This window comes from Cereibacter azotoformans (assembly GCF_021391315.1).
GTDB lineage: Bacteria > Pseudomonadota > Alphaproteobacteria > Rhodobacterales > Rhodobacteraceae > Cereibacter_A > Cereibacter_A azotoformans.
Genome location: NZ_CP090021.1, coordinates 2,745,362 through 2,766,198, shown reverse-complemented (window position 1 = coordinate 2,766,198; position 20,837 = coordinate 2,745,362). Strand labels below are relative to the sequence as shown.

General features: G+C 68.9%; 18 protein-coding genes. 11 read left to right on the top strand and 7 right to left on the bottom strand.

Annotated elements, in window-relative coordinates; all coding sequences use genetic code 11:
* Positions 1 to 2 precede the first annotated feature (2 nt).
* Together LV780_RS13825 and LV780_RS13820 are read right to left on the bottom strand one after the other, a co-directional pair.
* Positions 3 to 284, bottom strand: a complete 282-nt coding sequence (locus LV780_RS13825) for a hypothetical protein (protein ID WP_181318541.1) — start codon at positions 282 to 284, stop codon at positions 3 to 5.
* Positions 281 to 565, bottom strand: a complete 285-nt coding sequence (locus tag LV780_RS13820; protein ID WP_233863830.1) for a hypothetical protein — start codon at positions 563 to 565, stop codon at positions 281 to 283. Before LV780_RS13820 ends, LV780_RS13825 begins: the two co-directional genes overlap by 4 nt.
* A 279-nt stretch (positions 566 to 844) precedes the next feature.
* On the opposite strand from LV780_RS13820, the gene LV780_RS13815 reads away from it, so the two are divergent.
* The 5 genes from LV780_RS13815 to LV780_RS13795 all read left to right on the top strand — a co-directional run bounded on the left by LV780_RS13815 (position 845) and on the right by LV780_RS13795 (position 5,147).
* Positions 845 to 1,321 (top strand): DUF421 domain-containing protein, encoded by a 477-nt coding sequence (locus LV780_RS13815; protein ID WP_108222035.1) that lies wholly within the window; start codon positions 845 to 847, stop codon positions 1,319 to 1,321.
* Positions 1,322 to 1,673: 352 nt separating this feature from the next.
* Positions 1,674 to 2,675, top strand: a complete 1,002-nt coding sequence (locus tag LV780_RS13810) for an ABC transporter substrate-binding protein (protein ID WP_108222033.1) — start codon at positions 1,674 to 1,676, stop codon at positions 2,673 to 2,675.
* A gap of 75 nt (positions 2,676 to 2,750) precedes the next feature.
* On the top strand, positions 2,751 to 3,662 hold the full coding sequence (locus LV780_RS13805) for an ABC transporter permease (RefSeq protein ID WP_101340208.1): 912 nt from the start codon (positions 2,751 to 2,753) through the stop codon (positions 3,660 to 3,662).
* Positions 3,655 to 4,776, top strand: a complete 1,122-nt coding sequence (locus LV780_RS13800) for a quaternary amine ABC transporter ATP-binding protein (RefSeq protein WP_108222031.1) — start codon at positions 3,655 to 3,657, stop codon at positions 4,774 to 4,776. Before LV780_RS13805 ends, LV780_RS13800 begins: the two co-directional genes overlap by 8 nt.
* Complete coding sequence (locus LV780_RS13795) at positions 4,773 to 5,147, top strand: helix-turn-helix domain-containing protein (RefSeq protein ID WP_108222029.1); 375 nt, start codon at positions 4,773 to 4,775, stop codon at positions 5,145 to 5,147. Before LV780_RS13800 ends, LV780_RS13795 begins: the two co-directional genes overlap by 4 nt.
* Positions 5,148 to 5,253: 106 nt before the next feature.
* Here the strand turns inward: LV780_RS13795 and nhaC are convergent, their stop codons facing one another.
* The 3 genes from nhaC to LV780_RS13780 form a co-directional block, all read right to left on the bottom strand.
* Positions 5,254 to 6,744 (bottom strand): Na+/H+ antiporter NhaC, encoded by a 1,491-nt coding sequence (gene nhaC / locus LV780_RS13790; protein WP_108222027.1) that lies wholly within the window; start codon positions 6,742 to 6,744, stop codon positions 5,254 to 5,256.
* 263 nt (positions 6,745 to 7,007) lie between these two features.
* Entirely contained in the window at positions 7,008 to 8,207 is a 1,200-nt protein-coding gene (gene pcaF, locus LV780_RS13785; RefSeq protein ID WP_108222025.1) for a 3-oxoadipyl-CoA thiolase, read from the bottom strand.
* The gene (locus LV780_RS13780; RefSeq protein ID WP_108222023.1) at positions 8,204 to 10,225 is read right to left on the bottom strand and encodes a 3-hydroxyacyl-CoA dehydrogenase NAD-binding domain-containing protein; all 2,022 of its coding nucleotides are present in this window, start codon (positions 10,223 to 10,225) and stop codon (positions 8,204 to 8,206) included. Before LV780_RS13780 ends, pcaF begins: the two co-directional genes overlap by 4 nt.
* A 236-nt stretch (positions 10,226 to 10,461) precedes the next feature.
* Here LV780_RS13780 and LV780_RS13775 point away from each other — a divergent pair, with 236 nt between their 5' ends.
* The 6 genes from LV780_RS13775 (at position 10,462) to LV780_RS13750 (ending at position 18,313) form a co-directional block, all read left to right on the top strand.
* Complete coding sequence (locus tag LV780_RS13775) at positions 10,462 to 11,865, top strand: aminotransferase (protein WP_108222021.1); 1,404 nt, start codon at positions 10,462 to 10,464, stop codon at positions 11,863 to 11,865.
* 36 nt (positions 11,866 to 11,901) lie between these two features.
* The gene (locus LV780_RS13770; RefSeq protein WP_108222019.1) at positions 11,902 to 13,389 is read left to right on the top strand and encodes an aldehyde dehydrogenase; all 1,488 of its coding nucleotides are present in this window, start codon (positions 11,902 to 11,904) and stop codon (positions 13,387 to 13,389) included.
* Between the two features lie 73 nt (positions 13,390 to 13,462).
* Entirely contained in the window at positions 13,463 to 15,127 is a 1,665-nt protein-coding gene (locus LV780_RS13765) for a class I adenylate-forming enzyme family protein (RefSeq protein ID WP_108222017.1), read from the top strand.
* Positions 15,124 to 16,719, top strand: coding sequence for a phytoene desaturase family protein (locus tag LV780_RS13760; protein ID WP_108222015.1), 1,596 nt, complete (start codon positions 15,124 to 15,126; stop codon positions 16,717 to 16,719). The genes LV780_RS13765 and LV780_RS13760 overlap by 4 nt, the downstream gene beginning before the upstream one ends.
* A 4-nt stretch (positions 16,720 to 16,723) precedes the next feature.
* The gene (locus tag LV780_RS13755) at positions 16,724 to 17,587 is read left to right on the top strand and encodes an amidohydrolase family protein (protein ID WP_108222013.1); all 864 of its coding nucleotides are present in this window, start codon (positions 16,724 to 16,726) and stop codon (positions 17,585 to 17,587) included.
* A gap of 75 nt (positions 17,588 to 17,662) precedes the next feature.
* Entirely contained in the window at positions 17,663 to 18,313 is a 651-nt protein-coding gene (locus LV780_RS13750; protein ID WP_011909785.1) for a TetR family transcriptional regulator C-terminal domain-containing protein, read from the top strand.
* Between the two features lie 23 nt (positions 18,314 to 18,336).
* Here LV780_RS13750 and LV780_RS13745 read toward each other — a convergent pair whose 3' ends face one another.
* Together LV780_RS13745 and LV780_RS13740 are read right to left on the bottom strand one after the other, a co-directional pair.
* On the bottom strand, positions 18,337 to 19,371 hold the full coding sequence (locus LV780_RS13745) for a histone deacetylase family protein (RefSeq protein ID WP_108222011.1): 1,035 nt from the start codon (positions 19,369 to 19,371) through the stop codon (positions 18,337 to 18,339).
* A gap of 7 nt (positions 19,372 to 19,378) precedes the next feature.
* On the bottom strand, positions 19,379 to 20,812 hold the full coding sequence (locus LV780_RS13740) for an amidase (protein ID WP_108222009.1): 1,434 nt from the start codon (positions 20,810 to 20,812) through the stop codon (positions 19,379 to 19,381).
* Positions 20,813 to 20,837 lie beyond the last annotated feature (25 nt).

Genomic DNA, 20,837 nt, shown 5'->3' with positions numbered 1-20,837 from the left:
GATCAGGTGGCAAATCGAGGAGTGTCGGCTTGTGGTGCGGGACTACCGTGAACAGCAGGGCGGTGTTCCCCGGGACGAAGCGGCCCGGATCGTGGAGACGAACCAGCCCGAGCGCCCGCCGTCGGCCCGTCCTCCAGAGCGAAGATGAGGTCGGCGGTGCCGCGCCAGCCTGCCTCGTCGCCGAGCAGGCGCAGGGTCATCGTCACACCGGGCGCGGCGTAGGTGGCGGTCCCGGTCTCCTGCGGCCTCTTATCGAGCGCAATGAGGATGCCGTTGAGCTTCATCGCCGCCCGGCTCTCCGGGCTCGCCCAGAGGATCGAGTCATCCTCTTCGCTGCGAGCAAACGCGCGCGCGCGAGGATCGCCAGGTTCGCGGTGCGGTTGCGGTACATCCCCGACATGAAGCCCAGCATGATGACCGCCATCGTGGCGCCCATGAGCAACGCCATCCAGGCGCGGGTCTCCGAGAAGAAGACATGCTCCCAGGCATAGGTGTTCAGATACATCAGCCCGAACATCACGACGGTCGAGGTCAGGATCATCAGGGCGAAGCGCAGGTACGACATTGAAGGGCCCTTTCGTCTCGCGCCCTCCGCCCGGCCCGAGGGCCGCTGCGCAGGAGGGCTGGCGCCCCGTTCCGGGGGAACAACGGCCGGGTCTGCCACAAGGTTTCCGGTCGCTGCCTTTCACCCCGGTGGCACGGCCATCCTGATGCGCCCCGTTCCCATCGGTGCTCCACATCCCCGCGGCCACCGTGGCCCGGCAGACGGCGGCCGCACCGGAGCCGTCGGGATCATTGCCCGCAGAAGCGGGTTGTTCTTGCGGTGAACAGCGGGAGTGCAAGGATGAACGAACCGATCTTCTTCGACAGCTGGGCGGGGCTTGCGCGGACCGTTGTGGTCGGAATTGCCGCCTACGGCTTGCTCATCGCGATGCTGCGGGCCTCCGGCAAGCGCACCCTGAGCAAGATGAACGCGTTCGATTTCGTCGTGACGGTCGCGCTTGGCTCCACTCTGGCGACGGTTCTGCTCAACCGGTCGGTGCCGCTGGCCGAAGGGGTCGCGGCGCTGGCGCTGCTGATCTGCCTGCAATACGCCATAACCTGGCTCGCCGTCCGGGTTCCGGCCGTGCAGGCGCTGGTCAAGAGCGAGCCGACGCTGCTGCTGCACGACGGCTGCTTCCTGGACCAGGCCCTGAAGCGCCAGCGCGTGACCCGCGACGAGGTGCTTGCGGCGCTGCGGCAGAGCGGCATGGACGATCCGGCTGGCGCGCGCTCCGTCGTGCTCGAGACCGATGGCAGCCTGAGCGTCATCCCCCGCTAGCACGTCGATCATCCAGTCGCGTTCCGCACCGTCTGCCGCCAGAGGGGCGGTGCCGGAGCGGGTGGGGACAAAGCGCCGCCGTCAGGTCGCCGAAATCTTGCACAGGCGACCTATTGAAGCAGCTTCTGGCAAGCGGTTGCAGAAGCTGCATGTTTCAATTACGACATCCGTGTCGGTTTCGATCGACCTGCGCGCCCTGCGCGCCGGCTCATCGGCTGCCTTGCGGTCGGTATGGCATGTGGCCCTGCGCCTCCCTGGTGCTTTCCCTTCGGGCCCGGACAATCAAACGGATCTCCGGTGACAGCGGCGCGCCGGTCTTCGTCACGAATGCGCCGCAGACAGGAGAAAGCCCATGACGAAGCGCATCGCTTCCGCCTGGCTTGCCGCGTCGCTTGCCGCCCTCGCCGCTCCGGCTTGGGCGCAGGAGACGTGCGGCCGGATCAGCATCGCCGAGATGAACTGGGCCTCGGCCGGGGTGGCGGCGCAGGTGGACCGGATCATCCTCGAGGAAGCCTTCGGCTGCGACGTGGAGCTGGTCACCGGCGACACGATGCCGACCTTCACCTCGATGAACGAGAAGGGCGAGCCGGACATGGCGCCCGAGATGTGGGTGAACGCGGTGCGCGCACCGCTCGACGCCGCCGTGGAGGAGGGCCGTCTGGTGATCGCGGCGCCCATCCTCGAGGAAGGCGGCATCGAGGGCTGGTGGATCCCGCGCTATCTGGCCGAGGCCCATCCCGAGATCGACAGCGTCGAGGCGGCGCTCGCCCGTCCCGAACTGTTTCCCGCGCCCGAGGATCCCTCGGTCGGCGCCGTCCACAACTGCCCGCCCGGCTGGAACTGCCAGATCTCGACCGAGAACCTCTTCCGGGCGCTCGATGCCGAGAGCCGCGGCTTCACGCTCGTTGATACCGGCTCGTCGGCGGGGCTCGACGGCTCGATCGCCAATGCGTACGAGCGCAGGGCCGGCTGGTTCGGCTATTACTGGGCGCCGACGGCCATCCTCGGCAAGTATGACATGGTGCGCCTGCCGTTTTCGGTGCCCCACGACAAGGCCGAATGGGACAGCTGCACCGCGGTGCCCGACTGCGCCGAGCCCAAGGTGAACGCCTATCCGGTGTCCGAGGTCTTTACCGTCGTCACCCCCGCCTTTGCCGAGAAGGCCGGCGTGGCCATGGACTATGTCGGCGCGCGCCGGTGGAGCAACGGCACCGTGGGCGAGGTGCTGGCCTGGATGGACGAGAACCAGGCCACGAACGAGGAGGCGGCGCGTCACTTCCTCGAAACCTACCCCGAGTTGTGGCGTGCCTGGCTTCCGGCCGAGGCCGCCGACCGGGTCGCCGCGGCGCTCTGAGCCGGGCGATCCGACGGCCGGGCCGCCCCCAAGACCGGCCCGGCCCCCTTCCGATCCGATACGAAAGGAGCCGAGATGGCATCCGCCTGCTGGGGCTTGCCCGACGCGTTCTGCCAGTTTCCCGCGATGGACGGCAAGAGCCTCCTCCTGATGCGCAGGACCATCGACGGCACCTTCCGCGACATCGTGCGCAGCTGGTCCGGGGCCATCGACGCGGCCACGGCGCCCCTGCAGATCGCGCTGAACGCGCTGGAGCGGGCCTTCACCTCGACGCCCTGGATCGTGGTGCTGGCCCTCGTGCTGGCCATCGTCTGGGCCGGCTCGCGCAGCTGGCGCATCGTGGCGGGCACGGCCGTGGCGATGCTCGCCATCGGCTGGTTCGGCCTGTGGCGGGACACGATGGTGACGCTGGCGATGGTGTCGGTCTGCACCGCGATGGCCGTGGTCATCGGCCTGCCGATCGGCATCGCCGCCGCACGCTCGGACCGGATGCAGCGCGTGATCAACCCGGTGCTCGACGTCATGCAGACGCTGCCGAGCTTCGTCTACTTGATCCCGGTGGTGGTGATCTTCGGCATCGGCAAGGTGCCCGGCATGATCGCGGTGGTGATCTATGCCGTGCCGCCGATGATCCGGCTGACCAACCTCGGGATCCGGCTTGTCGATGCCCAGGTGCTGGAGGCGGCCGAGGCCTTCGGATCGTCCGGGCGGCAGAAGCTCTGGAACGTGCAACTGCCGCTTGCGCTGCCGGCGCTGATGACCGGGGTCAACCAGACCATCATGATGGCGCTTTCGATGGTCGTCGTGGCCTCGATGGTCGGCGTGGGGGGCCTTGGCAAGAACGTGCTGCAGGCGATCAACAACCAGTTCTTCACCCTCGGCTTCCTGAACGGCTTCGCGCTCGTCGCCATCGCGATCATCTTCGACCGCACGAGCCAGGCCTTCGGCCAGCGGCTCCAGCAGTATCGGGGGGCGGCGCATGACTGACCAGTCGGTTCCGACCCTCGAGGACGAGGACGAGGTCGCCACCCGCCCGGGTCTGGAGATCCGCGGCCTCTACAAGATTTTTGGCCCCAGCCCGTCGCGCTGGATCGGCGCGGTGAAGGCCGGGATGACCAAGACCGACCTCAACCGCCGCCACGGCCATGTGCTGGGCCTGACCGACATCTCGCTGTCGATCCCGCCGGGGCGGATCACCGTCATCATGGGCCTGTCCGGGTCGGGCAAGTCCACGCTGATCCGCCACATCAACGGGCTGATCGCCCCCACGGCGGGCGAGATCCTGTTTGACGGCACCGATGTCTGCCGCATGAGCGCGGCCGAGCTGCGCGGCTTCCGCCGCAGCCGCACCGCGATGGTGTTCCAGAAGTTCGCGCTCCTGCCGCATCGCACGGTGCTGGAGAACACGCGCTACGGGCTCGACATCCGCGGCGTTCCGCGCGCCGAGGCCGAGAGGGCAGCGCGGCGCTGGATCGCGCGCGTTGGCCTCGGTGGCTACGAGAACAGCTATCCGTCGCAGCTTTCGGGCGGGATGCAGCAGCGCGTGGGGCTGGCGCGGGCGCTGGCCACCGACGCCGAGATCCTGCTGATGGACGAAGCCTTTTCCGCGCTCGATCCGCTGATCCGGCTGGACATGCAGAGGATCCTGCTGGAGCTGCAGGAGGAGCTGCACCGCACCATCGTCTTCATCACCCACGACCTCGACGAGGCGCTGCGGCTGGGCGACCGGATCGCGATCCTGCGCGATGGTCGGCTGGAGCAGGTGGGCACCGGGCAGGACATCGTGCTGCGGCCCGCGAACGACTACATTGCCGCCTTCGTCCATGAGGTGAACCGCGCCCGCGTGATCCGCCTCTCCGCCGTGGCGACGCCGCTGGCCGAGACGGAGGAGGCGCCGCGCCTGGCCCTGCCCGACCGCCTCGTGCTCGAGGAGGCCGCGCGCGAGATGCTGGCCGCCGGGGCCGAGCGCGCCCTTGTGGTCGGCCCGCGCCGCAGGCCGCTGGGGATCGTGCGGATCGGCGACCTGCTGGCGGGCATGGTCCGCCCGTCCGGCCGTCCCCCGACGGATCAAGCGCCGACCGGACCCAGGGGGAAGCCATGAACGCGGAAGATCCCGAACTGTGGTTCAGCGATGCGATCGCCACCTTCGGTGACCGCCTGGCTGCGGCGCGCGAGGCGGCGGGTCTGACCGAGGCGGCGGCCGCGGCCGCGCTGGGCGTCGCGCCCGCGACCTACGACGGCTGGGAGAAGGACGCGGCGATGCCTCGCGCCAACCAGGTCCACATCCTTTCCGGCATCCTCGGCGTGTCTCTGACCTGGCTGCTGACCGGAGAGGGGCCAGGACTGTCCGGCCCCGACGATGCGCACGCAGAGGCGGCGATCGCACGGCTGACCGAAGACCTTGCCGAAACGCAGGCCAGGATGCAGCTGCTGGAGGCCCGCGTCCGGCAGATGATGATGCGCCTCGAATAGCCCGACGGGGCGATCCACCGGCGCGCCATCCCGGGCCTGCCCCGCGAGGCGGCCGAAGACAGCCCCGCGGCCGCGATGTTCAGTGGAACAACCTTCCGCCTGCCGGTCAGGCGTTGCTGTCCGAGAGCGCGTGATCTTCGAGATCCATGACATCCTCGGACGACTTGTCCCAGCCGGCCCGTTCGTCATCGGTCGCCCGCGGAGAAAAGAAGCCGGTGAAGGCGTAGAAGACACCGATCAGCGGCGCCGTCCAGCAGGCGAAGGCGAGCGGGATGTAGAGCAGGTTCTGGATGTCGCCCGACATGATCCCGAGCCCCAGCGCCGAGATCACGAAGGCGCCGCCGGCGTTCCACGGGATCAGCGGGCTCATCAGCGTCCCACCCTCTTCGACCGCGCGGCTGAGGTTCAGGGTGGAATAGCCCATCCCGCGGTAAAGCGGCGAATACATCCGCCCCGGCAGAGCGATGGAAATATAGGGGTCTCCGGCCACCAGATTGGTGGCGAAGGCGGTGGCGATGGCCGAGCTTTGCACCGCCGCGAAGGTCTTCACGCGCGCGATGATCGCCGTGATGATCGCCTCGAGGCAGCCGGTGCGCTCCAGCGCGCCCCCGAAGCCGAGCGCGATCAGCATCAGCGAGATGGTCCACATCATCGACTGGATGCCACCCGAGTTCAGCAGCGAGTCTATTTCGGCCACCCCGGTGTCGATGGCATAGCCTGACTGGGCGTAGGTGAAGACGTCATGCACGCCCGCGCCCTGCTGGAAGATCGCGATCAGCGCCCCCACCAGCACCCCTGCGAACAACGACGGCAGCGGCGGCTTGCGCATCAGCGCCAGAACCACGACCACGAGCGCCGGCAAGAGCGGCACGAGACCGATCTCGAACCTCGCGTCAAGTTCCCGGGTGATCCTGTCGATGGCGCCGAATGAGGCCTCGTCCGATCCGATGAGCGCGTAGCCGGCGGCCAGATAGGCCACCAGCGCGATCAGCATCGCGGGCACCGTCGTCGGCAGCATGTTGCGGATATGATCGAAGATGTTCACTCCGGTGACTGCGGGGGCGAGGTTGGTCGTGTCGGACAGCGGCGAGATCTTGTCGCCGAAGAACGCGCCCGAGACGACGGCGCCCGCCGTCCAGTAGGCCGGAATGCCGAAGCCTGCACCGATACCCATCAGCGCAAGGCCCACCGTGCCCACCGTGCCCCAGCTGGTGCCCAGCGAGAGCGAGACGACCGAACAGAGGATCATCGCCGCGGCGAGGAAGATCGACGGGTTCAGGATGGTCAGCCCGTAGTAGATCAGCGTCGGCACCGTTCCCGAGGCGATCCAGACCCCGATGATCATGCCCACCACGATCAGCACCGAGAGCGAGGGCATCGAGACATGGATGACGTGGAAGACCCCCTCGCGGATGTCCAGCCATTCCTGCCCGCGCAGCACGCCGACAAGCCCGGTGATCGCCAGTCCGATGACCAGAGGAATATGCGGGGTGAAGTCGCCGAAATAGAACAACTGAACGGCCAGGAGTCCGAGTGTCAGCAGGACCGGCACAAGGGCGAGTAGCAGGGGCGGCGGGTCGGGCCTCGGCTTTTCCATGTCTGCCTCACGAATGACTGTGACTGGAGGGAAAGCACGGGAACCGCCTCTCAGGTTCCGCAGGCGCTTGCCTCCGTGTGTCCGCCAGCGCAATCGACCCAGGAGTTCAGGCCATGGATTTTCGGGGTCTTGATGTGTCGCTCGACGAGACGCACATCTGCGTCGTCACCGAAAGCGGTCGCGCCGCGGCGCGGATCTGGGGACAAGGCGACAGAGGGGCTCCGTTGCGCCCATGAAGCGGGACGGTTCTTCTGCAACCGCGGTCACACCCGCTCGAGGGCCACCGCAATGCCCTGACCCACGCCGACGCACATGGTCGAGAGCGACCGGCGCCCGCCGGAGAGCTGGAGCTGGAGCGCGGCGGTTCCGGTGAGACGCGCGCCCGACATGCCCAGAGGATGACCGAGCGCGATGGCGCCCCCGTTCGGGTTCACCCGCGCATCGTCCTCGGAAATGCCTAGGTGCCGGAGCGTCGCAACAGCCTGTGCGGCGAAGGCCTCGTTCAGTTCGATCACGTCGAACTCCGCCTCCGTCAGCCCGAGCCGGGCCATCAGCTTCCGCGCGGCGGGCACGGGGCCCATGCCCATGATCCGCGGCGGGACGCCGGCCGTGGCCCCTCCCAGCACGCGCGCGATGGGCGTGAGCCCGTGGCGCCGGGCCGCGTCCTCGCTCGCGAGGATCAGCGCCGCCGCGCCGTCGTTGACGCCGCTGGAATTGCCCGCCGTGACCGATCCGCCCGGAAAGAGCGGCTTGAGCCTTGCCAGCGCCTCGAGCGTCGTTGCCCGCGGATGCTCGTCGCGCTCGACCGGGATCGGCTCGCCCTTGGGCTGCGGAACGAGGACCGGCGTGATCTCCTGCGCAAGCCGCCCGCTCGCCTGCGCCGCCGCGGCCTTCACCTGCGAGGCGAGGGCCATCGCATCCTGCGCCTCTCGGCCGATGCCGAAATCGCCGGCGACATTCTGCCCGGTCTGCGGCATGGACTCGACGCCGTGGGCCGCCTCCATCGCCGGATTGACGAAGCGCCAGCCGATGGTGGTGTCGTGGATCTCGGCCGTGCGCGAGAAGGCGGTCCCGGCCTTGGCAAGCACGAAGGGCGCGCGCGACATGCTCTCGACGCCGCCCGCGATCACGAGTTCCGCCTCGCCCGCCGCGAGCTGGCGGGCGGCGATCAGCACGGCGTCCATGCCCGAGCCGCAGAGCCGGTTGATCGTCGTGCCGCTGACGCCGACCGGCAGCCCAGCCAGCAGCGCCGACATGCGCGCCACGTTGCGGTTGTCGTCGCCCGCCTGATTGGCGCAGCCGAAGATCACGTCGTCCACCGCCTCCCAGTCCACGGCGCCGTTGCGGGCCATCAGGGCCTTCAGCGGCACCGCCCCCAGATCGTCCGCGCGGACGGAGGAGAGCACCCCGCCGTAGCGGCCGATGGGGGTGCGGATATAGTCGCAGATGAAGACCTCTGTCATGTCGGTGCGGCTCCTCCCTTGCGTGGATCGGCGTTGGTCGGGCCGGGGCACGCCGGCCCTCCCGCACGGGTCGGACCCTTGCGGGCGGTGTGGAACATCGGGCCGCCCTTGTGGCGCGGGAACCCGTAGCCATGGACCTCGACCAGATCGATGTCCGCCGGGCCTTGCGCGAGGCCCTCGTCGCAGATCCTCTGGCCTTCCTCGGCCATCGCGCCGATGAGCCGCTCCGCGATCTCCATGGCGCTCGGCCGGGGGCGCGGGGTCACCAGAGGGGCGATGAGCGCGGCCACCTCGGCCGACGGATGGGGCTGGCGGCTCTCGGGGGCGTAATCGTACCAGCCGCCGCCCGACTTCCGGCCGAGGCGGCCGGCGCGCACCAGCCGGTCGCCCGGCCCCTCGGGCAGGTCCTGCCCCTGTGCGCGCGCCGCCTCGCGGGCACGGAAGGCGATGTCGAGCCCGGCCATGTCCTGCATCTCGAACGGGCCCATCCCGAAGCCGAAGGCGCGCATCGCCTGATCGACCTCGGCGGGGCTGGCGCCCGCGAACAGAAGGGCCTCGGCTTCGGCGCGGTAGCGCTTGAGGATGCGGTTGCCGATGAAGCCCTCGCCGTTGCCCGCCTGCACCGGGATCTTGCCCAGCCGCGCGGCGAGCGCGAAGCCCGTCGCGAGCGTCCGGGACGTGGTAGCGGCCAGGGGCACGATCTCCAGGAGCTTCATCACCTGCGCCGGGCTGAAGAAATGCAGCGCGATGAAGCGGTCGGGGTTGGGCAGGCCCGCCACGATCCGCTCGGGGTCGAGGTAGGACGTGTTTGTGGCGAGGATCGCGTCCGGTCGGCAGAGGCGGGTGAGGTCTTCGAAGACCCGCCGCTTGACGGCGAGATCCTCAAAGACCGCCTCGATCACCAGATCGCAGACCGCGAGAGGGCCGAGGCCGACCGTGCCGCTGACGCGGGCCAGCCGGTCCGCCGCGCCCGCCCGATCCGTCAGCCCCCGCGTCACCTGCGCCTCGAAGATGGCCCTGACCCGCGTGAGGCCCGCCTCGAGCGCATCGGACCCGGTTTCGGCGAGCGTTACCTCGAGCCCCGCCGCGGCAATGGCGGCCGCGATGCCGCTGCCCATCGTGCCGCCGCCGATCACGCCGATGCGGGCCATGGGCGCGGGCTCGATGCCGCGGAGAGCGGCCGGGCGCACTGCGGCACGCTCGGCGAAGAAGAGATGGCGCAGGGCCGCGGCCTCGTCCGAGCCGCGCAGCCTCAGGAAAGTCTCGCGCTCGGCGCGCAGGCCGGCGGCGAAGCCCTCTGCCACGCCCACGTGGATCGCCTCGAGCGCCGCGACGGGTGCGGGGTTGCCCCGGGCCGCTTTGGCGATGCGCGCGCGGGCCTCCTCCCAGAAGGCGGGCCCGGGATCGGCGAGCGAAGCCGCGCCGGCCGGCTGGGGCAGGGGACCGTCGAGGGTGCGGGCGAAGGCCTGCGCCTCGGCGATCAGATCGCCCGCCGCGATCCGGTCCGCGAGGCCCGCGTCCTGCGCCTCATTGGCCGAAAGGGTGCGACCCGCGGTGATGACCTCGATGGCGGGGGCGAGGCCGATCCGCCGCGGCAGGCGCTGCGTGCCGCCTGCGCCGGGGATGAGGCCCAATGCAGTCTCGGGCAAGCCGAGCCGGGCCTCTTTCGCGAAGATCCGGTAATGGCAGCCGAGCGCCAGCTCGGCCCCGCCGCCGAGGGCGGCGCCGTTCAGCGCGGCGACCCAGGGCTTCCGCGCCGCCTCGATGGCCGCGATCACGTCGGGCAGATGCGGCTCCTCGGGCGGGCGGTCGAACTCGCCGATGTCCGCGCCGCCGACGAAGACCCGGCCTTCGCCTGTCAGCACCACGGCGCGCACGCTGTCGTCGGCCTCCAGCTCGGACGCCAGGGCGGCGAGTTTCTGGCGGACGGCGCGGCCGAGCGCGTTGACCGGAGGGTTGGCAAGGGTCAGGAGCGCGATCTGGTCGATGTCCCTGCGCCGGATGAGGTCGGTGGTCATGGTGCCTTGGGCCTTTCGATGATCTTGCCACAGAGGATGCCAGATCCCGGCCGACCCGGGGGCGGCCACGGCCAGATTAACCATGGCAGAAAGGGGCGCGCAAGATTTTTGATTGATTGGGCAATCAAAAATGTTGACTTGTCCAGCCAGAGGGACCACAACTGACGGCGGAGGCGGTGCCCGGTTGCACGGGGCCGTCGGAGAATGACGCAAGGTGCGGATGACGGGGGGCGGCGATGGCGCTGAATGACGCGGCGAAAGCGGTCGGTGCGGTGGGCGCGGCGATGCGGGATCACGTTCTCCTGCCGGCGCAGGAGATGGCGAAGCTCGGGAAGGCGGCGCAGCCGGTGCTGACCCATGCCGAGGGCATCTATGTCTATGCCGAGGACGGCCGCCGCCTGATCGACGGGCCGGCGGGCATGTGGTGCGCGCAGGTGGGCTACGGCCGGCGCGAGATCGTCGATGCCATGGCGCATCAGGCGATGGTTCTGCCCTACGCCTCGCCCTGGTACATGGCATCGAGCCCCGCGGCGCGGCTGGCCCAGAAGATCGCCACGCTGACGCCGGGCGATCTCAACCGGATCTTCTTCACCACCGGCGGCTCGACCGCGGTGGACAGCGCGCTGCGCTTCTCGGAATTCTACAACAACGTGCTGGGCCGGCCGCAGAAGAAGCGCATCATCGTGCGCTACGACGGCTATCACGGCTCGACCGCGCTCACCGCCGCCTGCACGGGGCGCACCGGCAACTGGCCGAACTTCGACATCGAGCAGGACCGGATCTCTTTCCTGTCGAGCCCGAACCCCCGCCACGCGGGCAACCGCAGCCAGGAGGCCTTCCTCGACGATCTGGTGCAGGAGTTCGAGGACCGGATCGAAAGCCTCGGCCCCGACACGATCGCGGCCTTCCTGGCCGAGCCGATCCTCGCCTCGGGCGGCGTCATCATCCCGCCCAAGGGCTATCACGCGCGCTTCAAGGCGATCTGCGAGAAGCACGACATCCTCTATATCTCGGACGAGGTGGTGACGGGCTTCGGCCGCTGCGGCGAGTGGTTCGCCTCGGAAAAGGTGTTCGGGGTGGTGCCGGACATCATCACCTTCGCCAAGGGCGTGACCTCGGGCTACGTCCCGCTCGGCGGGCTCGCGATCTCCGAGGCGGTGCTGGCGCGGATCTCGGGCGAGAATGCCAGGGGAAGCTGGTTCACCAACGGCTACACCTACAGCAACCAGCCGGTGGCCTGCGCCGCGGCGCTCGCCAACATCGAGCTGATGGAGCGCGAGGGCATCGTCGATCAGGCGCGCGAGATGGCGGATCATTTCGCCGCGGCGCTCGCTTCGCTGCGCGATCTGCCGGGCGTGGCGGAAACCCGGTCGGTGGGCCTCGTGGGTTGCGTGCAATGCCTGCTCGACCCGACCCGTGCGGACGGCACGGCCGAGGACAAGGCCTTCACGCTGAAGATCGACGAGCGCTGCTTCGAGCTGGGGCTGATCGTGCGCCCGCTGGGCGACCTCTGCGTGATCTCGCCGCCGCTCATCATCTCGCGCGCGCAGATCGACGACATGGTGGCGATCATGCGGCAGGCGATCACCGAAGTGGGCGCGGCCCACGGTCTGACCGCGAAAGAACCGGCCGCCGTCTGAGGCGGCCGCGACGAAACTCCCTCCGACAGGATCCAGATGCTGCAAGAGATCGACTGGCACGCCCGCGCCAAAGCCGTGGCCCTTCCGAACCGCCCCTTCATCGACGGCCAGTATGTCGACAGCCTGTCGGGCGAGACCTTCGCCTGCATCTATCCGGGCGACGGGCGCCTGCTGACCGATGTGGCCTCGTGCAATGCCGCGGATGTGGATGTCGCGGTGCGCTCGGCGCGCAAGGCGTTCGAGTCAGGCGTCTGGTCGCGGATGGCCCCGGCCGACCGGCGGCGCATCCTGCTGCGCTTCTCCGAGCTGATCCTTGCCCACCGCGAGGAGCTGGCGCTGCTCGAGACGCTCAACGTGGGCAAGCCCATCGCCAACGCCTACAACGGCGACGTGGTGAGCGCTGCCGCCTGCATCGCCTGGTATGCCGAGGCGATCGACAAGGTCTATGGCGAGGTGGCGGCCACGGCGCATGACATGACGACGCTCGTCATGCGCGAGCCGCTGGGGATCGTGGCGGCCGTGGTGCCGTGGAACTATCCGATGTCGATGGCCGCCTGGAAGCTCGGGCCTGCGCTCGCCACCGGCAATTCGGTGATCCTGAAGCCCGCCGAACAATCGCCCTTCACCGCGCTGAAGTTCGGCGAACTCGCCATCGAGGCGGGGATGCCTCCGGGGGTCCTGAACGTGGTGCCGGGGCTTGGTCATATCGCAGGCAAGGCGCTCGGGCTGCATATGGATGTCGATTGCGTGGGCTTCACCGGCTCGACCGAGGTCGGCAAGTATTTCATGCAGTATTCCGGTCAGTCCAATATCAAGCGCATCGGGCTCGAGCTTGGGGGCAAGTCGCCTCAGGTGGTGCTGGCGGATTGCGACGATCTGGACGCGGCGGCGGCCGGGATCGCGGCCGGCATCTTTGCCAACACCGGACAGGTCTGCAACGCGGGCTCGCGCCTCATCGTGGACGAGACGATCCACGACCAGCTCCTCGAGAAGATCGCGGCTCAGGCCAAGGTCTTTGCGCCCGGCGATCCGCTCGACACCGCCACCCGCATGGGCTCGATGGTGAGCGAAGAGCAGATGGACCGCGTGCTGGGTTATATCGACGCCGGCCGCGCCGACGGCGCGCGACCCGTGCTCGGCGGCGGCCGGGTGAAGACCGAGACCGGCGGCTTCTACATCGAGCCCACGATCTTCGAGGGTGTGCGCAACGACATGAAGATCGCGCAGGAAGAGATCTTCGGGCCCGTGCTCTCGGCCATCCCGGTGAAGGGCTTCGATGAGGCGATGGCGGTGGCCAATGACACCGTCTACGGGCTCGCGGGCGCGGTCTGGACCGGGTCTGTGAAGAACGCCCATCGCGCGGCCAAGGCGCTCCGCGCGGGCGTGGTCTGGGTCAACTGCTTCGACCGCGGCTCGCTCGCCGTGCCCTTCGGCGGCTTCAAGCAATCGGGCTTCGGCCGGGACAAGTCGCTGCATGCGATGGACAAATACACGGACCTCAAGGCGGTCTGGTTCGCTCATTGACCCTCGCGCGCCCCGCCTGCGCTGCGGGCGGGGTGCCTTTCCCTATCGCCACGCCACTGACTGGAGTCCAGCGATGTGGAAGGATGACGTCCTCGCCCAGACCGTCGTGCCCTATGAGGAGCGCCGCCGCCGGATCGAGGCCGAGCCCTTGCCGGAGAATATCGGGGCGCTCATCGACGCGGCCGCCGCGGAGGCCGGCGACCGGGTGGTGTGGAACTTCTTCGAGAGTGGCGAGACCCTCACATACGCCGAGATGCGCCGCAGGGTGAACGGGCTGGCCGCGAGCCTCGTGGCCCTCGGGATCGGCAAGGGCACCCATGTGGGGGTGATGCTGCCGAACGTCGAGGCCTTTCCGCTGACCTGGCTCGCGCTCGGGCGGATCGGAGCGGTGATGCTGCCGATCAATCCCGGCTATACGCCGCGCGAGATCGCCCATGTGATGAAGGTCGCCGAGGCGGAATGGGTGGTGACCCACGACAGCACGCGGGCCGTGCTCGACGAGGCGGACGCCGCGGGCTTGATCGCGCTGCCCGCGCAACGGCTGATCGTCGTGGGCCGGGCCGAGGGCGGGGCGCACGACTGGGCCGAGCTTGCATCGACGCCGCAGGACGCCTTCACCCCGCCCGAGCCGGTTGGGCATGACGATCTCCTGAACATCCAGTTCACCTCCGGCACCTCGGGCTTTCCCAAGGGCTGCATGCTCGGCCAGCGCTACTGGATCTCGGCCGGGAAGGTGAACGCCTTCCGCGACGGCCGGACCTACCGGCGCATCCTCGCCTCGACCCCTTTCTTCTACATGGATCCGCAGTGGCTCCTGCTGATGACGCTCTATCAGCGCGGCACCCTGTTCGTTGCGGCCCGGCAATCGACCAGCCGCTTCTCGGGCTGGCTTGTTGAGCATGAGATCGACTTCTGCCTGCTGCCCTGGGTGCTGCACGGCATGGCGCCGCAGCCGCATGACGCGCACAACCGGGTCGTGCGCGCCAACATCTACGGCTGCCCGCGCGACCTGCACCGCGGGCTCGAAGAGCGGTTCGACCTGAACGCCCGCGAGGCTTTCGGCATGACCGAGATCGGCCCGGCGATGTTCGCCCCCATCGAGCGCGCGGACAAGGTGGGCTCGGGCTCTTGCGGGCTGCCGTGTCCGTTCCGCGAATGCCGCATCGTGGGCGAGGACGGCCAGCCCGTCGCGCGGGGCGAGATCGGCGAACTGCAGATCCGCGGCCCGGGCATCATGCTCGGCTATTACAACAATCCCGAGGCCACGGCCGAGGTGCTGAAGGACGGCTGGTTCTCTTCGGGCGACCTGTTCCGCCAGGATGAGGACGGGTTCTTCCACATCTTGGGCCGCAAGAAGGACATGATCCGCCGCTCGGCCGAGAACATCGCCGCGCGTGAGGTCGAGACGGTGCTGGCCGCAGCGCCCGGAGTGGCCGAGGTGGCGGTGGTGGGCGTGCCCGATCCGCTGCGCGGCGAGGAGGTCAAGGCCTGCATCCGCCTGAAGGAGGGTGTAGTCGCCGATGCCGCGATCCTTGAGGGCATCGTGGCCACCGCACAGGCCGGGCTCGCCCCCTTCAAGGTGCCGCGGTTCTACGCCTTCGTCGAGGATTTCCCTCGCACCGCCTCGCTCAAGATCGCCAAGCCGCGGATCACCGCGGGCGTCGCCGACCTGCGCGCGGGCAGCTACGACCGCGCCACCGGGGAATGGATCCCCGCGACCGAGGGAGCCTCCGCATGAGCCCGCCGTATGATGCGATCATCGTGGGCGGCGGCCACAACGGGCTGACCTGCGGCGCCTATCTCGCGCGCGCGGGCGTGAAGGTTCTGGTGGTGGAACGTCAGCCCGTTGTCGGCGGCGCGGCGGTGACGGGCGAGATCGCGCCCGGCTACCGCAGTTCGCTCGCCTCCTATTATCAGGGGCTTCTGCAGCCGAAGGTCATCCTCGATCTCGAATTGCAGAAATATGGCTTCGAGGTGATCCCCGCCGCGCCCACCGTCTTCGCGCTCGAGGGCGGGCGCACCTTTACGATGTGGGACGATCCGGAGCGGTTCGCGGCCGAGATCGCGAAATTCTCGAACATCGACGGCGCGGCCTATGCCGGCTATCGCGCGCACATGCTGAAGATCGCGCCGCACATGAAGCAGCTTCTGTGGGAGGTGCCGGTCGATCCCGGCAGCGGCAAGATCCGGGATCTGAAGCGGCTCGCGGGCTTCGTCTGGCGCTTCCGCAAGGTCGGGCCGCAATTCTACGACATCTACAATCTCCTCACGATGAGCGCCTGGGACTATCTCTCGCGCTGGTTCACCTCCGACGAGGTGAAGCTGGTCCTGGGCTTCTTCGCCGGCGGGGGCGGGGCCAATTCCAGCCTGAAGACACCCGGTTCGGCCTATATGCTCGCGCGCGGCATCGTGCGCGACGGCGGCACCGCCGCGGGGCCCGCCGGCTTCATGAAGGGCGGGATGGGCGCCATTTCCGACGCGATCCGCCGCTCGGGCGAGGCGCATGGCATGGAGGTGCGCACCTCCTGCCCGGTGGAGAGGATCCTTGTCGAGAACGGCCGCGCCACGGGCGTGCGGCTGGAGGGCGGCGAGGAGATCCGCTCGAAGATCGTGATCGCCAATGCCACCGCCCGGACGACCTTCACCAAGCTTCTCGATCCCGCCGAACTCCCCGAGGAATTCAACCGCGACATCCGCAACATCCGCTGCGAGAGCACGGTCTTCCGGGTCAATCTGGCTCTCTCGGCGTTGCCCGAGGCGCCCATCTTCGGCCAGACCAATCCGCAGGGCGCCACCGTGCCCCAGATGACCATCGCGCCGAACGTGGCCTACATGGAGCGCGCCTGGCATCAGGCGCAGGGCGGCGAGATCGCCGAGGCGCCCTTCCTGATCGTCAAGGTCCCCTCGATCGTCGATCCGACGCTCGCGCCCGAGGGCCATCACATCATGAATGTCTTCGGCGGTCATGCGCCCTACACGCTCGCGCGGGGCGACTGGGACAGCCGCCGCGAGGAGCTGTGGGGCCGGGCGCTGGCCGTGCTGAAGAGCCAGTTCCCGGACATCGAGGACAAGATCCTGCATCGACAGATCCTGACGCCGCTGGACCTCGAGCGGATCTTCGATCTGCCGAACGGCCATGTCCATCACGGCGAGATCAGCGCGGACCAGATGTTCTTCCGCCGTCCTTCGCCGCAGTTCGCCGACTACCGCAGCCCGGTGGACCGTCTCTATCAGGCCTCGGCCTCGGTCCACCCCGGCGGCGGCGTGACCGGCGTTCCGGGCCACAATGCGGCGAAAGTCATCCTCGAAGACCGCCGGAAATGGAGCTGACCCGATGCTGATCGATTTTTCCTCGCGTCCGCCGCACCCGGATTTCTCGCCCGCCGCCCCGCATCTGGAGAATTACCGCCGGGTCTATCAGGCGAGCGAGCGCCGCTCGGCCGCCTCGGATGCGGCGCAGGGGCTCGACAGCTGGCTCGAGACCTACGAGCGGCTCGGCGCGCGCCATGTGGTGCTGAAGGCGCGCGATCTCACCACGACCTTCGGTTTCCAGATCTCCAACGAGGCGGTGGCCGAGTTCATCCGGGCGCACGGCCCGCGCTATGTGGGCTTCGCCGGCGTCGATCCCTGGCAGGCCGATGCGGTGGACCGCTTCGATCACGCGATCCGCCATCTCGGGCTGCGGGGGCTCAACCTGCAATGTTTCGAGCTGAAGATGCGCCCCGACGACGAGCGGCTCTTTCCGCTCTACGAGAAGGCCATCGACCTCGGCGTGCCGGTGAACATCCATTGCGGCATCAACTTCTCGACCCACACGCCCATGTCGATCGGCCGCCCAGAATATCTCGACAATGTCATGGTGCGCTTCCCGGAGTTGCGCGCCGTGGCCTCGCCGCCCGGCTGGCCCTGGGTGCAGGAGCTGATCGGCGTCGCCTGGCGCCATCCCAACCTCTCCATCGGGGTCCTGGCCGTCCGGCCGAAACTTCTCGCCAAGGCGCATTCGGGCTACGAGCCGCTGCTGCAATACGGCCGCACCCTCCTGAAGGAGAAGATCATCTTCGGATCGGCTTTTCCAATGATGCCGGTCGAGACAGCTTTGGCCGAACTCGACACGCTGGGGCTCGATGCGGACACGCGCCGGCTCTGGCTCCATGACAATGCGGCGGGGCTTCTGGGGCTCGAACCTGCCGGAACTTGACATTGACTTTCCGCCCTTTATTCCCGAGGGGACTGCGCCGCTCCCCGATCCTGCCGCAAAGTGACCAGAGCTCCCATGACCGAGCCGAAACCGAGAGCGAAACGCAGCGGCACTGCCCCGACGAGGACCCGCGACGATCAGGTCGTGGACCGGCGCCGGTCGCTGTTGAAGGCGGCGGTGAAGGTGATCTCGAAGCGCGGTCTGACGGGCGTCACCATCAACTCCATCGCCGCCGAGGCGCAATGCTCCTACGGCGTGGTCGCCTTCCACTTCCAGTCGAAGGAAGGCATCATCTTTGCCGCGCTGGATCATTCTGCGGCGGAATACGAGGCCTATCTGGCCCAGTTGAACGCCTCGCAGCGCGGTCCGGCCGAGCGGATCCGGCACATGATCGACACGGACTTCAGCCGCAAGGCGGCCGGTCACGAGTCCATCGCCCTCTGGCTCGCCTTCTGGGCCGAGGCTGCGCGGGTGCCCAGCTTCCGCAAACGCTGTGCGGCGCTCCGGGTGCAGTATAACGAGGCGGTGGCCGCCGATGTGGCCGAGCTTGCGGCGCTGCGCGGGCGGGCGGTCGAGGCCGAGCAGGTGGCGCTGACGCTGAACGCCATGATCTCGGGGCTCTGGGTCGAGAACCTGCTCCTGCCCATCACCGTCGCCGAGGGGCAGAAGCGCGGCCACGACGCTGCCACGGCCTATCTGCGGCTGATCTTCCCCGAGGATTTCTGAACCCCGGGGGCGTGGCCCGCGCCTCAGCCGCGCGCCGCCTCGAAGCCTTCCAGCAGGTGGACGACATTCTCGCCGATCGCCTCGATGGCATAGCCGCCCTCCATCGCGAAGAGGGTGGGCAGGCCGAGGGCGGCGATCATCGCGCCGATCTGCGGATAATCCCCGCTCTCCAGCCGGAAATGCGAGATCGGATCGCCCGCGAACGTGTCCACGCCCAGCGAGACCACCAGCCGGTCGGGGGCGAACGCGCGGATCCGCGCCAGTCCCTCGGTCAGCGCGCGGCGGTAGGCCGCGAAATCCGCGCCCCAGGGCAGGGGCAGGTTCAGGTTCGTGCCCTCTCCGTCACCCTCGCCGGTCTCGTCCGCAAAGCCGATGTAATAGGGGTATTCCTGCACCGGGTCGCCGTGAACCGAGACGGTCAGCACGTCGCCGCGGTCGTAGAAGATGTCCTGCGTCCCGTTGCCGTGGTGATAATCGATGTCGAGCACCGCCACCCGCGCCGCACCGAGGCTGCGGAACTGCTGCGCGGCGATCGCGGCATTGTTGAGGAAGCAGTAGCCGCCGAAATAGTCGCGCCCGGCATGGTGCCCCGGCGGGCGGCAGAGGGCGAAGGCCGCGGGCTCGCCCGCCTCGATCAGCGCCACGCCGGTCAGGCCGCAATCGACGGCCGCCCGCGCCGCCTCCCAGGTGCCGGCGAGGATCGGGCTGCTCATGTCGACGGCATAGCGCCCGAGTTCCGCCCCCGGCCGGACAGTCGGGATCGACCGCGACCGGCGCGGCGGCCAGAGATTGGGATAGGCCGGGATCGGCCCCATCTCGGCCGTCCAGCTCTCCCAGGCGCCTTCCAGGAACCGCACGAAGGCCGCGTCATGGACGGCCAGCACGGGCCCGAGGTCGAACGGCTCGGGCGCCATCACCGGCCCGAGGCCCGCGCGGGTGACGGCGGCCCGCACAAGCTCGGCCCGGCGGGGGATCTCGAAGGCCTCGACCCAGCCGCCGCGGTAGAATTCGCGCTCCACGCTCTGCAACGCGTGCTTTTCGGAGAAGATCGTTTTCATGGGGGCCTCAGAAGGGCAGGGAGGGGCGGGTGGCGTCGGTGCCATACCAGCCGCCGGTGGCGGCCTCGTAGGCGAGGCCCGCGGTGAAGACGGTCTGGTCGTCGTAGGTCCGGCCCACCAGCTGAATGCCGGTCGGCACGCCGTTCGGGGCATGGCCCGAGGGCACGGAGAGGACCGGGCAGCGGCTGAGCATGTTGAAGGGCCAGGCCATGGTCCAGCCGAGATAGGAATCGATCTGCTGCCCGTTGATGACCAGCGGATCGGAGAAATCGAACTCGGCCGGCACGGCGGGGATCGCGAGCGTGGGGCAGAGGAACAGGTCGAACCCTTCCATCATCGGGCCGAAATGCGACCAGATCCGCCCCTCGACCTCCATCCCCGCGAGATAGTCGCGGGTGGTGGTGGCGAGCGACTCGCGGGCGAAGCGGCGGGCGTAGGAGGTCAGCCGGTCCTCCCGCTCGTCCAGATACTCGGCGAGCCAGGCGCCGAAGAGCGCCCTGTGATGGGTGGCGGCGGCCCGATAGACCTCCCAGGACCAGGGGAGCGCCACCTCCGTGACCTCGGCGCCGAGCGTGCGGAACACCTCCAGCGCGGCGAGCGTGTTGGCCCGAACCGCCCTGTCGATCTCCATGAAGCCGAAATCCAGCGAATAGGCGATCTTCCAGCCCTTCACCCCCGACCGGTCGAGGCGCAGCTCGAGCTTCGGCTTCAGCGAGGCGATGTCTTCGGGATGCGGCCCGGCGAGCACGTTCTGCATCAGCAGGCAATCCTCGACCGTGCGCGCCATGGGGCCGGGATGGTTGTAGGGATCGAGGTTGAAGGGCGGCGTGGAGGGCACGCGGCCGTAGGGCGGCTTGAAGCCCACGACCCCCGAGGCCGATGCGGGGATCCGGATCGAGCCGCCGATGTCCGAGCCCGTGGCCAGCGGTGCGAGGCCCGCCGCCAGCGCCACCCCGGAACCGCCCGAAGAGCCGCCGGGCGTGAAGGCGGGGTTCCACGGATTGCGGGTCACGCCCCATTGCCGCGAGTGGCAGAAGGGGGCGCAGGAGAATTCCGGCGTGGTGGTGCGGGCATGGATCACCGCGCCCGCCTCCACCAGCCGCTGCACGACCGGCGCGCTCTTCGCCGCCACATGGTCCGCATAAAGGAGCGAGCCGTAGGTGGTGACCTTGCCCGCCATCATGGTCTCGTCCTTGAGCGCGGTCGGAACGCCGTCGATCCTGCCCGGTTTCTGCGCGCCCGACATGTAGCGCGCCTCGGACTGCCGCGCGGCCTCCAGCGCCTCCTCGGCATAGGTGAAGCAGACCGCGTTCAGCGTGGTGGCACTGGCCTCGATCCGCGAGAGCAGCTCGCTCACAACCTCGACCGGCGAGATTTTCCGGGCGGCGTAAAGAGCTGTCAGTTGCGTGGCGCCGAGATAGGCGAGGGAGGTGTCGGACATGCTGGGATGGGCCTCGGGCAGGGGT

What these genes read in the sequence shown, in the direction of transcription:
- LV780_RS13825 (WP_181318541.1), bottom strand. Translation starts at nt 284, where the DNA reads ATGAAGCTCAACGGCATCCTCATTGCGCTCGATAAGAGGCCGCAGGAG.
- LV780_RS13820 (WP_233863830.1), bottom strand. Translation starts at nt 565, where the DNA reads ATGTCGTACCTGCGCTTCGCCCTGATGATCCTGACCTCGACCGTCGTG.
- LV780_RS13815 (WP_108222035.1), top strand. Translation starts at nt 845, where the DNA reads ATGAACGAACCGATCTTCTTCGACAGCTGGGCGGGGCTTGCGCGGACC.
- LV780_RS13810 (WP_108222033.1), top strand. Translation starts at nt 1,674, where the DNA reads ATGACGAAGCGCATCGCTTCCGCCTGGCTTGCCGCGTCGCTTGCCGCC.
- LV780_RS13805 (WP_101340208.1), top strand. Translation starts at nt 2,751, where the DNA reads ATGGCATCCGCCTGCTGGGGCTTGCCCGACGCGTTCTGCCAGTTTCCC.
- LV780_RS13800 (WP_108222031.1), top strand. Translation starts at nt 3,655, where the DNA reads ATGACTGACCAGTCGGTTCCGACCCTCGAGGACGAGGACGAGGTCGCC.
- LV780_RS13795 (WP_108222029.1), top strand. Translation starts at nt 4,773, where the DNA reads ATGAACGCGGAAGATCCCGAACTGTGGTTCAGCGATGCGATCGCCACC.
- nhaC (WP_108222027.1), bottom strand. Translation starts at nt 6,744, where the DNA reads ATGGAAAAGCCGAGGCCCGACCCGCCGCCCCTGCTACTCGCCCTTGTG.
- pcaF (WP_108222025.1), bottom strand. Translation starts at nt 8,207, where the DNA reads ATGACAGAGGTCTTCATCTGCGACTATATCCGCACCCCCATCGGCCGC.
- LV780_RS13780 (WP_108222023.1), bottom strand. Translation starts at nt 10,225, where the DNA reads ATGACCACCGACCTCATCCGGCGCAGGGACATCGACCAGATCGCGCTC.
- LV780_RS13775 (WP_108222021.1), top strand. Translation starts at nt 10,462, where the DNA reads ATGGCGCTGAATGACGCGGCGAAAGCGGTCGGTGCGGTGGGCGCGGCG.
- LV780_RS13770 (WP_108222019.1), top strand. Translation starts at nt 11,902, where the DNA reads ATGCTGCAAGAGATCGACTGGCACGCCCGCGCCAAAGCCGTGGCCCTT.
- LV780_RS13765 (WP_108222017.1), top strand. Translation starts at nt 13,463, where the DNA reads ATGTGGAAGGATGACGTCCTCGCCCAGACCGTCGTGCCCTATGAGGAG.
- LV780_RS13760 (WP_108222015.1), top strand. Translation starts at nt 15,124, where the DNA reads ATGAGCCCGCCGTATGATGCGATCATCGTGGGCGGCGGCCACAACGGG.
- LV780_RS13755 (WP_108222013.1), top strand. Translation starts at nt 16,724, where the DNA reads ATGCTGATCGATTTTTCCTCGCGTCCGCCGCACCCGGATTTCTCGCCC.
- LV780_RS13750 (WP_011909785.1), top strand. Translation starts at nt 17,663, where the DNA reads ATGACCGAGCCGAAACCGAGAGCGAAACGCAGCGGCACTGCCCCGACG.
- LV780_RS13745 (WP_108222011.1), bottom strand. Translation starts at nt 19,371, where the DNA reads ATGAAAACGATCTTCTCCGAAAAGCACGCGTTGCAGAGCGTGGAGCGC.
- LV780_RS13740 (WP_108222009.1), bottom strand. Translation starts at nt 20,812, where the DNA reads ATGTCCGACACCTCCCTCGCCTATCTCGGCGCCACGCAACTGACAGCT.